Annotated in this window: 10 protein-coding genes; 1 reads left to right on the top strand and 9 read right to left on the bottom strand. The window is 53.8% G+C overall.

Annotated elements, in window-relative coordinates; genetic code table 11:
• Window positions 1-180 precede the first annotated feature (180 nt).
• From ACFPQ4_RS12055 to ACFPQ4_RS12020, 8 genes are all read right to left on the bottom strand, one after another.
• On the bottom strand, window positions 181-777 hold the full coding sequence (locus tag ACFPQ4_RS12055; protein WP_378112098.1) for an AraC family transcriptional regulator: 597 nt from the start codon (window positions 775-777) through the stop codon (window positions 181-183).
• A 60-nt stretch (window positions 778-837) separates the two neighbouring features.
• Window positions 838-2,688: a DNA helicase RecQ gene (gene recQ / locus ACFPQ4_RS12050; RefSeq protein ID WP_378112097.1), complete on the bottom strand. Its 1,851-nt coding sequence runs from the start codon at window positions 2,686-2,688 to the stop codon at window positions 838-840.
• 16 nt (window positions 2,689-2,704) lie between these two features.
• Window positions 2,705-5,053, bottom strand: coding sequence for an RNA polymerase recycling motor HelD (helD, locus tag ACFPQ4_RS12045; protein WP_378112096.1), 2,349 nt, complete (start codon window positions 5,051-5,053; stop codon window positions 2,705-2,707).
• A gap of 135 nt (window positions 5,054-5,188) precedes the next feature.
• Window positions 5,189-6,169 carry an aromatic ring-hydroxylating dioxygenase subunit alpha gene (locus ACFPQ4_RS12040; RefSeq protein WP_378112095.1) on the bottom strand — a complete coding sequence of 327 codons (981 nt, stop codon included), beginning with the start codon at window positions 6,167-6,169 and terminating at the stop codon, window positions 5,189-5,191.
• A 17-nt stretch (window positions 6,170-6,186) separates the two neighbouring features.
• The gene (locus tag ACFPQ4_RS12035; RefSeq protein ID WP_378112094.1) at window positions 6,187-7,359 is read right to left on the bottom strand and encodes a BMP family ABC transporter substrate-binding protein; all 1,173 of its coding nucleotides are present in this window, start codon (window positions 7,357-7,359) and stop codon (window positions 6,187-6,189) included.
• A gap of 214 nt (window positions 7,360-7,573) precedes the next feature.
• The gene (locus ACFPQ4_RS12030; protein WP_378112093.1) at window positions 7,574-8,911 is read right to left on the bottom strand and encodes an FtsW/RodA/SpoVE family cell cycle protein; all 1,338 of its coding nucleotides are present in this window, start codon (window positions 8,909-8,911) and stop codon (window positions 7,574-7,576) included.
• Window positions 8,908-9,240: a PadR family transcriptional regulator gene (locus tag ACFPQ4_RS12025; protein ID WP_378112092.1), complete on the bottom strand. Its 333-nt coding sequence runs from the start codon at window positions 9,238-9,240 to the stop codon at window positions 8,908-8,910. Before ACFPQ4_RS12025 ends, ACFPQ4_RS12030 begins: the two co-directional genes overlap by 4 nt.
• Window positions 9,241-9,385: 145 nt before the next feature.
• Complete coding sequence (locus ACFPQ4_RS12020; protein ID WP_378112091.1) at window positions 9,386-9,913, bottom strand: DinB family protein; 528 nt, start codon at window positions 9,911-9,913, stop codon at window positions 9,386-9,388.
• Window positions 9,914-10,062: 149 nt separating this feature from the next.
• Here ACFPQ4_RS12020 and ACFPQ4_RS12015 point away from each other — a divergent pair, with 149 nt between their 5' ends.
• Window positions 10,063-10,362 carry a DUF1294 domain-containing protein gene (locus tag ACFPQ4_RS12015; RefSeq protein WP_378112090.1) on the top strand — a complete coding sequence of 100 codons (300 nt, stop codon included), beginning with the start codon at window positions 10,063-10,065 and terminating at the stop codon, window positions 10,360-10,362.
• Here the strand turns inward: ACFPQ4_RS12015 and ACFPQ4_RS12010 are convergent.
• The gene (locus ACFPQ4_RS12010; protein ID WP_378112089.1) at window positions 10,336-12,309 is read right to left on the bottom strand and encodes a hypothetical protein; all 1,974 of its coding nucleotides are present in this window, start codon (window positions 12,307-12,309) and stop codon (window positions 10,336-10,338) included. The two genes, ACFPQ4_RS12015 and ACFPQ4_RS12010, sit on opposite strands and share 27 nt — an antisense overlap.
• Window positions 12,310-12,399: the final 90 nt, after the last annotated feature.

Here is a 12,399-nt window from a genome sequence, read left to right as displayed (position 1 = left end):
AATATGCCAATGGATATTCTACCAGTATTTTAATATTTGGATAGAGGTGTAATTTGTTTGAATTTGTAGAATATCGTCGAATGGATAGACTTCAAGTAAATTTGTATCTATGAACAAAAAAACAACGCATTTCCTGACGGAAACACGTTGTTCATATAGTTGCATCATATAAATCTGCGCTCACATCTTAACAATAGGAACCCAAACCTCGCACCGATAATCGTCGGCGTTCACGTCGCCTTCCGGATACGACTCCATCTCCGGTCCGCCGGCATGTTCGTAGCCCGTCGCCGGGATCTTATTTTCGACGATGATCAAGTACGTGAACGTGCCTTTTTCCATCGCCATGTCCATGCAGATCCCGAGCACGGCATCCGCTCCGCCGACTAGCGAAATCAGATTGCCGACCGTGCCGTTCTGATTGCTCTCCTGCCAAAACCGCGGAATGTCCCGAGAATTCTCTCCGTCCACGGAAGTCGTTTCAATCGCTTTACCGATAACATTAAACGCATCCTTCTCGACGATTCTGTAATCCATATCCTTATCCCCTTTAAGAGAAATGCGGAACGTTATGCGGGGGAATGCTTTCAAGCTAACTCCGGTTTTGCGGGCATCCGACGGCGCGATGCCGTGCAGCTTGCGGAACGCTTTCGCGAACGACTCCGGAGAGTCGTAGCCATACTTATGCGCGATATCGAGCACCTTGGACGAAGAGCTCGCAAGCTCCTGAGCCGCCAACGTCAGCTTGCGTTTGCGAATGTATTCCGCCTTTACCAAATCGTTACCGAACTGCCCATAACAAAACGGCCCGCATCTTCTCGAATGCGAGCCGTGCTATTAAATATGCGCCCGAATCACTTCCAGGAACGCTTGCCCGTACTTGGCAAGTTTAGCCTCGCCGATCCCTTTGACGCCGCGCATCTCGCTCTCCGTGCGCGGCTTCACGCGGCACATCTCCTGCAGCACCGCATCGTGGAAAATAACGAACGGAGGCAGCCGCTCGCCGTCCGCGATCCGCTTGCGGAGCTGCCGCAGCGCGTCGAACAGCGCCGGATCTTCCGAATATCCGCGCGCGCTTCCGCCGCCGCTGGAACGCGAGCCCCGCGATCTGCCGCTGCTTCCGCCGCGAGCCAGCTCGGGCGGCAGCTCCCGCTCCACGCGGCGATAGACGCGCTCGCCTTGCTCGATGACATCGCGCACGCGCTCGGTGAATTGCACGACCGGGTATTGGCTATCCGTCAGCCGCAAGTAACCGTCGCCGATCAGCGATTGGATCAGCTGCACGATCGCTTTTTCCGTCTGCCCGCTCATTTTGCCGTAATACGCCAAACGGTCGAATCCGAATTGCTGCAGCTTCGCGTCCTTCGCCCCGCGCAGCACCTTGGCGACCATCGTCACGCCGAATCGCTGGCTCAGCTTATGGATGCATCCGAAGACGAGCTTCGCCTCGTCCGTCGCGTCGACCATCTCCCGATCGTCCGTACAGTTGGCGCACCGGCCGCAAGGCTCTCCGTTCTCTTCGCCGAAGTAGCGCACGATCGTAAGCTGCAAGCATTCGCCGGTGTGCGCGTACTGCACCATCTCGTTCAACAACCGGTAGTCGTTGCGCTTGCGCTCCTCGTCGGCCTCGCTCTGCTCGATGAAAAACTTTTGCGTAACGACGTCCTGCGGCGAGAACAGCAGCACGCAATCGCCCGGCTCTCCGTCCCGTCCCGCACGTCCAGCTTCTTGATAGTAGGCTTCCAGGTTCTTAGGCATATTGTGATGGATGACGAACCGCACGTTGGACTTATCGATGCCCATCCCGAACGCGTTCGTCGCCACGATCACCTGCACGTCGTCCCGCTGGAACGCGTCTTGCGTCCGCGCCCGGTCTTCTTCGGGCAATCCCGCATGATACTTGCCCGCCGAGATGCCGAGACCGTTCAGCCATGCATGTGTCCCGTCTACCTCGCGTCTCGTCGAAGCATAAATAATGCCCGCTTGCCCAGCCCTCTCGCGCAGAAAATGGCTAATATACTGCCTTTTATCCGCCCCGCGAACGACCGATAACGTCAGGTTATCCCGCGCATAGCCGGTCGTCACCCTGACGGGCTCGCTCAATTTCAGCCGATCCACGATATCGTCCTTCACGACGTCGGTCGCGGTCGCGGTGAACGCAGCCATGATCGGACGCGACTCGATATCTCTCAATAAGCGTACGATCGTCATATAACTGGGACGGAAATCATGCCCCCATTGCGAGACGCAATGCGCCTCGTCTACCGCAATAAGCGGAATTTCAAGCTGGCGCACGAGCGCGCGAAAATGCTCCGATTCGAGCCGTTCCGGCGCGACGTAGAGCAGCTTGAAACGACCCGCCGCCACTTGCCGCATGCGTTCGTTCGTCTCGGCGAGCGACAGAGAGCTATTAATGTAAGCAGCCGGTATACCCGTCTCGTTAAGCGCGTCCACTTGGTCTTTCATAAGCGAGATGAGCGGGGAGACGACGAGCGTCACGCCCGGCAGCAGCACCGCCGGAATTTGATAGCAGATCGACTTTCCCGCGCCGGTCGGCATAATGCCTAGCACGTCCCGGCCTTGCAGCAACGCCTCGATCAGCTTGCGTTGCCCTTCGCGAAAAGCATCGTAGCCGAAGTAGGTTCGTAGCGCTTGCAAGGCGCCTTCAAAATTCAAATTAAGACTCATAGGCCCTCCAGCTCAGCTATTTGGTCGGCGTCGGCAGCCACGGCGAAGGCTCCCCAGTATAATACACGCGCAGCACGTGCAGCGCTCTCGTGCACACGGTATAAAGCAGCTTGCGATCTTGCTCCCTGCCGTAGGGCTCGGCGCCTGCATCCCAGACGAGCACCGCGTCGAACTCTATTCCTTTGGCCAAGTACGAAGGAATGACGGATACGCCCTTCGGTAGCTCGGCCGATACGCCCGTCACTAGCGTCAGCGGCACTTCGTCCGACAGCCGCTCCTTCAGCAGCGCGTAAGCGTCTCCGCTAACTTGCGACGTCTTCGCTATGACGCCGATCGTGCCGTATCCGCTTGCCGTCAATTCCAAGATGGCCGACGCGATCCTTTCCCCGATCTGGGCGCCATCCCTGCATGCCGTCACCGTCGGCGCTTCGCCCGAGCGGTCGAACGGCGTAATGCTCGCCGCGTCTTCCGGCGACAGGATGCCCTTCGTATATTCAACGATTTCGCGAGTAGAGCGGTAGCTCGTCGTCAGCTTCCACACGGCCGTATTTTCCGGCGCCATCAGCCTCGTCCATCCGCCGAACCCGCCGTTTTGCTGCGATTGCAAATAAATCGCTTGATTGAAATCGCCAAGCACGGTCATCCGCGCGCGGGGATAACGCCTGCGCAGGTACGCCGCCTGGAACGGCGAGTAATCTTGCGCTTCGTCCACGAACACGTGCGAAATATCGCCCTCGACGCGGCGGAAACCTTCGAGCGCTTCGGCTAAGTACATAAGCGGCGTCGCGTCCTCGTGGTCGATCGTCTTCCGGCCAAGCGTCTCCTCCGCTCGCAGCGCCATCCAATCCCAACCGGGTGGCAATCTTCCGTCCGGCGCGCAAGCGGTGAACAACGTTCGACTGTAGAACAACTCCTGATAAGTCGCGACCGGATCCATGAAGCGATAGCCCCGAACGGCCTTGATCAAAGGCGCGATCGCGTCTTCGGCCACGCGCTTGCGGATTCTTGCGCTCATCTGGTCCTCGTCGTCGAACGTTTCGTCGTGGAAGCCGCCGCTACGCCTTACGTCGACGAACGCCCGCTGAACGTCCTCGATGTCCGCCAGCTCCGCCGCTTCCTCGACCCATTTCTCGTCCAGTTGCGAGTCGATCCAAGCTTTCAGCTTCTCGTTCAACCATTTGCGCAACCCCGCGGCTCGGATACCGAACCCTTCGGACGAGCGAATGCCGTAGAAGTGCTCCGCCATCTCCTCCGCCGAAGCGATCGTCATGTTGCGGAATCTCAGCGGGCGGAAGCGGACGCCTTCCTGCTCCAGCCGTTTCAAGTAATTTTCCACGGTCGTAAAGTAATGCTCCGAGCCTTTGTACTGCACCGCCCGCTCCCTTGCGGTGCCATCGGCGGTCGATGCGGCCCCTGCCAACGCTTCCGTCTGCGCGAACAAGTCCTCCACCTCGAACCGGCGTCCGAGTCTGGCTTCGATCAATTCGCGGAACGTCATCTGGCGCATGTTCGCTTCCCCGAGGTCGGGCAACACGCGGGACACGTACCCTTTGAACACCGGGTTCGGCGAGAACAGGATAATTTGATCCGGTTTCAATGTCTCGCGATACCGGTACAGCAAATAGGCGATCCTCTGGAGCGCAGCGGACGTTTTGCCGCTGCCGGCCGCCCCTTGCACGACCAACAGCCGGTGTTTCTCGTCGCGGATGATCCGGTTCTGTTCCTTCTGGATCGTCGCGACGATGCTCTTCATCGACGTGTCCGAGCCTTCCGACAGCACCGTCTGCAGGATTTCGTCCCCGACCGTCTCCGACGTATCGAACATATGCTTCATCTGTCCCGCGCGTATGACGAATTGCCGCTTCAGCAGGAGCTCTCCCGTCATGACGCCGTCCGGAATCGCGTACGAGGCCGGACCCGGCTCGTGATCGTAAAACAAGCTCGAGATCGGTGCCCGCCAATCGTATACCCAGAACGTATCCCCGTCTTCCCCGACAAGCGAAGCTCTTCCTATGTAAATGACTTCGTCCGGGCCGCCCCGTTCCTTGAAGTCGATTCTTGCGAAATAAGGAGAGTCGAACTGTTTCGTCAGCCGTTCGACCGCTTCCGACGCGACGCGATGGCTACGCTCCCGCTCCGCGAGCAGCTCCGCCTGTTGCATGATGCTGCGCCAAGTTTCTTCTACCTCCGTAGAGTCGGTGAAGCTCATCCGAACGTCGTCCCAGAACTCCTGGCGAATGCCGACGACGTCGTCGCGCCGATCTCCGAGCAGCGCCATCTCTTTGCGCAGCCTGCGGCTTACCTGTTCAAGCGTATCGCGCAGCCTTTGCTCCTCCTCTAACCGAGGCGCATTGTGTTCCGCCACCTGACCGTCCACTCCCTTTCGGATTCATTGTATTCTCTGTTGTATCACGCGCGGGGGATGAGTGCAACCCTGCCTTTAACTTCCTTCTTCAAAGCAAAAAGCCCCGCGATTTTGCGGGACTTTCGTCTTTATTATTTACGCCGTGCCGAAATTCACACCCCAGTGCCTCAACCGCTGCCGGTACGCGATGCTAAGCCGATCGCACACGAGATGCAACTCCGCCTGCAGGTCGAGCGGCAGCAGCTCGGGCTTTTGATTTTCGACCATCAGCCGGTCTTGCTCGATCAACGTATCCTGGAATGCAACGAACGCGTCGTCCGATGCTTCCTTGTCATAGTTGCGCGCTTTCAGCATAAACGCCCGGCTCAACTGTTCGGACATCGGCTGAACCATGAGGAACAGATGAAACCTTTCGCCGTTGTCCGGATTTCGCTTGATTATCGCTGCCGTGAACGGACCGTACACCTCATATACGTAATGGCTGTGCATGCTCGTTCCCCGACCGTCCGCATCCGGCTGATAGACGACGATTTCGTCCGAACGTAGTACCCCGTCAAGCTCGTTCACCCGGTAATCTTGAATTTCCGAATATCGGCTGTCGCCAAGCAAGCCCTCGTGCACGAACATCAGGTGGGAGACGTCGAGGAAATTTTCCACGATTCTCGGTCCGGCCGCGGCTAGCTCGTAGGGTCCCATCAGCACCGTTTTATCTTCCGCATTCCTATAAGGAAAGAAAGAAGGATAAGGGAGCGCCGGCGTCCCCGGGCATACCCAGACGATGCAGGACTCCTCGATGCAGGAATAGGTTGTCGCCCTCGCCTTGTCCGGAATCGCCCGCTCCGCCGGGAGCGAAGGAATGCTCACGCATTTCCCCGCCCCGTCGTAGCACCACCCGTGATACGCGCATACGAGTCTATCGTCTACTACGCGGCCAAGCGATAAAGGTACTCCGCGATGGATGCATAAATCATTGAAAGCATGAACGCCCGCCGAAGTCCGGAACACCACGAGCGATTGCCCGAGCAAAGTTACGGATACCGGCTTGTCGCTAAGCTGTTTCGATAAAAGTACCGGATACCACTCCGATGCGACAGCCTCGGACAATTCCGTCGTCATGCTCCATCACCTCCGTTTTATTGCGGGATCGTGCCTTTAACGCCTTTGACGAACCAGTTCATCGCGAGCACCTCTTCGTCCGTCAGCGTTTTGCCTTCTTCCGCTCGGACTTTGCCGTCCGCGTCGACGATCGGTCCTTTGAACACTTCGAAATTGTCAGCCTTGAGCTCTTTCCTCGTCGCTTCGACTAGATCCTGCACGTCTTTCGGCACGTTTTTGCCGAACGGAGCGATGTCGGTAATGCCCGTGCTCATCGCGCCCCAATACGATCCGGTCTTCCATGTGCCATCCATTACTTGTTTCACGACGTCGACGTAATACGGTCCCCAGTTCCAGACCGGGTTCGTTAGGTAGGTATCCGGCGCGAAATGTCCCATGTCGGAGTCGTTGCCGATCCCCCATACGTTGCGTTCTGCAGCCGCTTGAATGCTCGCCGGGGAATCTTGATAAGCGGCTAGCACGTCGACCCCGGTATCGAGCAAGCTTACCGCCGCTTGTCGTTCGACGGCCGGATCATACCACGTATTGCTCCAGACGACCGACACCTCGACGTCCGGATTGACGCTTTGCGCCCCGAGCGTGAAGGCGTTGATCGTGTAGACGACTTCCGGAATCGGGAACGCCGCTACGTAGCCGATTTTATTGTTTTTCGTCATTTTGCCGGCCGTGATGCCCGTGAGGTAACCGCTCTGATATTCGCGTCCCATGTACGTGCCGAGATTATCGGCTGTTTTGTAACCCGTATTATGGAGGAAAATTTTGTCCGGATGACGCGCCGCTACCGCTACCATCGAATCCATGTAGCCGAAGCTCGTGCCGATAATGATGTCGTTGTCTTTCGCGAGATCCTCGAATACGCGCTCGGCGTCCGGCCCTTCCGGCACGCTGTCTACGACCGTTGCTTTGATGCCTAGTTCCTCTTCGAGCATCTTGCGGCCAAGGTCGTGCTGGAACGTCCAACCACCGTCTCCCGGTACGCCGATGTACACGAACGCGACCTTCGGCAGCGGCTTATCGCTCGCCGCGGGCGTCGTTGCCGACTCGGACGGACTCGCGCCAGGTTCGCTTGGCGCCGGCGAGCTCGCGCTCGGACTGGCGCTAGGCGATGACCCCTCGTTGTTATTAGTGGAGCAAGCGACGACGACCACCATCATTAACGAGAGAACGATCAACCAACCTTTTTTGAGCATGCGTATTTCCCCTCTCCATCCTTGATTTTCTCTGGTTCTGCTTAGAACTATATATTTGATGGTAAATATACGTCAACTTAATTAACGCAATTTTGTGAAAAGCACAAAAAAAGCGCCATGTCGGCGCTTGGAGGCACAAGTATCGAGGGTTTTATGTTATTTAACATTACTCAATCATCACAGGAGCCATTTGCGTTACTATTTGCCTTTAACATTAATTCGCTAAAATCTCTTCCGATTGATCGCGAGAGGCGGCAATCCTATTTCTGCGACGATATACGCCTAGCATCAGACCGATAGCGGCGAATTGGATGAGTTGTTCCGTGCCTCCATAGCTAATGAACGGAAGCGAAATTCCGACGAATGGAGCATACCCGAAGATCATCGCGACAGTCCAAATGAATTGGATGATAAACCAACTGCCTAGCACGGCGACCAGCAGTTTGCCGTATGCGTCCTTGAGGTGTATGGACGTTATCACTATTTTGCCGATAAAACCTACGATCAACATAATAACGATGACGCCCCCCGCCCAACCGAAAGCGTAAATGAAATTCGGAAGCAATCCTTCGCTTTGGGGGAAGGGAACGATAATTTTAGGAAGACCGCCTTTTCCCCACCAACCTGCCGAACGCAAAATGTCCAACGACAGATTAATCACGTAACCCGATCCCCGAGGATCGTCCCAATGATTCAGAAAATTTAGCGCGCGCCGGGTTACGAATCCATAGGGACTATTGATTGCCATAAAACCTGCGAACAGAACGCAACCGGCAGCAAAGGCAGCCGCCTGCCACCAGAAGCGACTCGTTAAGCACAAATATACGACAAAGATTACCGTATAGATGGCAGCCATCGTTGCCGTTTTCATTTCCATAAGCAGATAGATCGGCACAATGCCGCGATAAGCGATCAAGAGCAGGCTCTCTTTCCAATTCCGGTCCTTTAACGGCTTAATGCCGGCCATTCCCACGATCATCGCGAATATAGCGACGGTCGGGACATAGAAACTGAATGATCCGACTACAAGCCAAGTTCGTTGGCCGTTTACTTGCCAAGCGAACTGCGAAACCCAGGCCATCAATAGCAACCCGGCTACGAAGAAGTACTCCGAGTACTTCTTGATTCGCTGATAGTCGATCGCCCATAGCGCGCACATCATGGCTATGCCTATAACCGTAAAGACGATTTTGCGCTCTAATAACTGACTGTTACCCAAGCTTCCGCTAGCGTAAGTTTGAACGTTGTAGATAGCTAGCAAGCCAATGCCAGTGAATAGTAAAATCAGCAGCAACATAACCCAATCCGTGCGCGGCCGATGAGTGCGATCCAGCTCACGTCCGATAAGATGGGGTTCGCCCATGCGAGAGATCGCGGCATCTATCGCTTCTTGTTCCGTTTTGCCTTCGGCTATGTATTCCTCGACGAGCTCTTCGAGGTGACCGGTTAGCTCGTCCTTGATCTCGGGATGAAGCTGTTTGGCTCGCACATGACCGCAAACGGAATCAAGAAACTGAGAGAAATCAGAGCGGTTTCCATTGTCTTTACTCATGCATGACCCTCCCCGAGAACGCCGTCAACCGCATTCCGAAACAAGTTCCATTCCTTTACTTTCTCTTGTAATAGAGCTTGTCCCGACTTCGTGATGCGATAATATTTTCGTTTGCGCGAATCATGGGTTTGCCAATAGGACGTTACCCAATCTTCCGTCTCTAATCCGTGAAGAATCGGATATAACGTCCCTTCTTTGAATATGAAGACGCCGTTGGATTTACGTTCCATCTCCTTGATAATTTCGTAGCCGTACATTTCCTGTTCGCTCAGCATCGTTAAAATCATAATGACCGTGCTTCCTTTTAACAGTTCCTTATTGATTGCCAATCCCTCACGACCTTTGCCACAGTGCTTGATCCATGCATCGTTAACCTATGCATAGATTATCTAGGTATATAATAGCGGCGATTGGAAAATAAATCAAGCAACAAAGTTAAAGCCACTCCATCGTTAGGAGTGGCTTTAATTTCCGTTAACCCTTATATCTTTTCCTTATCAGACGAATCTGTCCTCTATGGTTGATCTCATCTTCGAATACATGGAACCACATGAAATAATGGTTGGCTTGCTTTTGATACCAGAACGCTTCTTGTTGGTACAACCAGTCGTCGTCGACGGTTTTGAATAATTCATAGGTGCGATTTCTGACTTCGTTGAGCTTCTCAACGTAATAAGCCAGATCGTTGCCCTTAATCTTGTCCCGTCCTTCTGCGCCGAGATTGAGTGCAGCTCCCCAGATCGCCATCTCTTCGTCGTTCAATTCTCTTTTTTCGAACGTTTCCACTTGATAGGCGTACTCTACCCCTGCAAAATGCAGCAACAGCGCGCCGATCGAATTGCTCTCGGAATCCATCAAAAAGTCCAATTGATCAACGGATAAATCTTTCGCAGCTGCTAATGTCGTATGCCTTGCATAGTTCATCATCGATAACAAACGGCCTATTTGAGGCGTATAACCAGGCACGTCCGTAATGAGATAAATATTATCCATGTTCAACATGTTGCCCTCCGCGTCGTTTGAATTTAGCTATCGTTATTGTCGTTATTGTATCAGCAACAACCTATTTTACTCCATCCCCGAGCAATTCGCGAGACGATTAGTGATATAATGAAACCTGCTTTTACCGCACAGAGACGGGAGATTGAGACATGGAACTCCAAACGGTTTTGCTTATCGCTTATTTCATCATCCTTAGCCTTATCGGCTTCTCGGCCATGCGCAGCGACAAACAAAAGGCGCGCCGACATACGCGACGCACCCCCGAAAATACGCTTATGTTCATCGCTTTCGCCGGAGGCGCTCTTGGCGCATGGATCGGCATGTACGCCTTTCGGCACAAGACGAAGCATCTCGGCTTCGTGCTCGGAGTACCGCTATTGCTGTTGTGGAACGCATTTTGCGTCCTGTGGCTGACCGATCAGTTAAGTATGGACTGGCTCCATAGATGACGGGGACGGAGCTTCGTCCAAGATGACGAATTCGCCGATATAGTTGCCGTGCATGATCATTTGTATGTTCTGATAACCTTTGTAGGGATAAACATACATATCGGCAGTGTAGTTCCATCGGTATTTAACGGTAGATTTTTTCCCCGTACCGTAAGCTTTCAATACTTTCTTCTGCGGATCGTAATAGGAGATTCCCTTCTCTATCGCGTACAAGCTTTTCTCCGTTTCGATGCTATGCAGTTTCCCTTGTTTGAACGTAATGAAATCAATGAGTCCGCCGTTCGCGTAAGTGTGATATTCCGATGCGTCTTCGGCGACGAACTCGGGAACGACACCGTTCATTTTGAGATATCCTGCTTCATCCTCCATAACCTTCGCTTCCGGATGCTGCGCCAGAAACTGCTCCTCCGTGAAGTTAGCCGAATAGATCGATATCGTTCTCGGCCCCATTTCCCCGCCGCTGTAAAGCACAGTTGCATAACCGAGCCCTTTCGCCAATTCAGTCACGGACGCGTACCGTTTACCGAACGCCGCGACTGAATTCTCAAGCGCTATCTTGACGCTTTGCTCGCCCGCTTTAAGCGTCAAATCCTTCGCGCCTACCATCACCGTTCCGCCGATTCGATCCGCGAAGTCCTGTACCCCGACGTACCATTTGCCGTTCTCCGCGACGAACGCCCCTTGTCCATGATAGACGACAGGTTGTCCGTCGATCATAAGCGCTCCCGGCGTGAGCGGCGACAACAGTCCTTCGTAAGAGCCGCTGTAAGCGTAAAAATGATGGGTCAGCTCATTCTCCTGTCTCGTATCCGGCGCCTGAGTATAGATGCCACTCGCCAATTGCACGTAACCGGATATCGTACTGCCGTTCTTATAGAAAAAGTTGACGCGAACGATCTCGTCCCCGTAGTTCCAATCGAGCAGGAAATAATAATTGACGTTGTTGAACATCGGCAGCACGTGCAGGATTTTACCCGTCTTGGGGTCTACGATCTTCGTCTTGTAATCGACCGTGTGCGCATACTTATTGCGGTTGCTCGGATACTCCGTAATGAACAAATATTTGTCGTTCGGCGAAAATTCCACTTTACTGTCGTAGCCCGGATCATCGAGAGGCGTGAACGTTTTACCTTTGTAAAAGCCGAAAAACGCCTCTTTTTTCTTCTTGTCGTCGTAGTTCGTATACGTCAGGCTTCCGATCTTTTTGTTTATCGGCTCTGAATAATTTAAGCCCTTGAAGTTGCCGAGATTGGTTTTACGGCCTTGTTTATCAAGCTTGAAATCTAACTCCGTTACATTTCTGGACGGCTTTTTCTCGGCTTGGTAGACGATATATCGCAGCGATTCGCCGTCTGCGCGCGGAACGTCGCGAGTCTTAAGCAGCAGCTTCTTCGTCTTCAGGTCATAGGTTTTCACGTTCAGATCTTCTATGTCGTACGAATCGGAATCGTAAGGCGGATTAGTCGCATACGCGCCGAAACTAGGGAAGAGCGTAATTTCCAAACCTGGCGTTTCCGCTACGACTCCCCATTTCTTCGTTGCGAGGTCGAACGAATACAAGAAGTAAGTCTCGGACTCCGTCTTGCCTACCTTATTCGAATAACAGCTGACCCAATAGGCGACATAGCCGTCCTGACCTTTAACGAGCGCCGTTCTATCTCTAGAGCAACGAGGGCTCGAATCGTTCTTATACGGAATGGCTTTCTCGAGATACGCATCATGCTCGGTCGTCGTTATCCCCGTAGAGAAATCCCCCTTGTATACCGTTACTTGGGGAATCCAGCTTTTCTTGTCGGAGCTTAGCGAGAAGTCGAACTCGACTTCCGTGCGCACGCCCGGGCTCGCGGCGGCTTGTGCGGTCTCGTAGCCGCCCCGCAACAATGACGTCGCAAGTACGGATAGCGCCAGCAACACGTACAACTTAATGCGAGTGGATTTTCTGCTCATGATGAGAACTCCTTTATTAGGCAATCCTATATGTTTTCGACATATTCCAACATTTCCCTTCCATTGCTATCGAAAATGATCCTTTGGTCC

It is taken from the genome of Cohnella yongneupensis, from assembly GCF_042655785.1.
In the GTDB taxonomy this organism is placed as follows: Bacteria; Bacillota; Bacilli; order Paenibacillales; family Paenibacillaceae; genus Cohnella; species Cohnella yongneupensis.
This window is presented reverse-complemented; position numbering and strand designations above follow the sequence as displayed.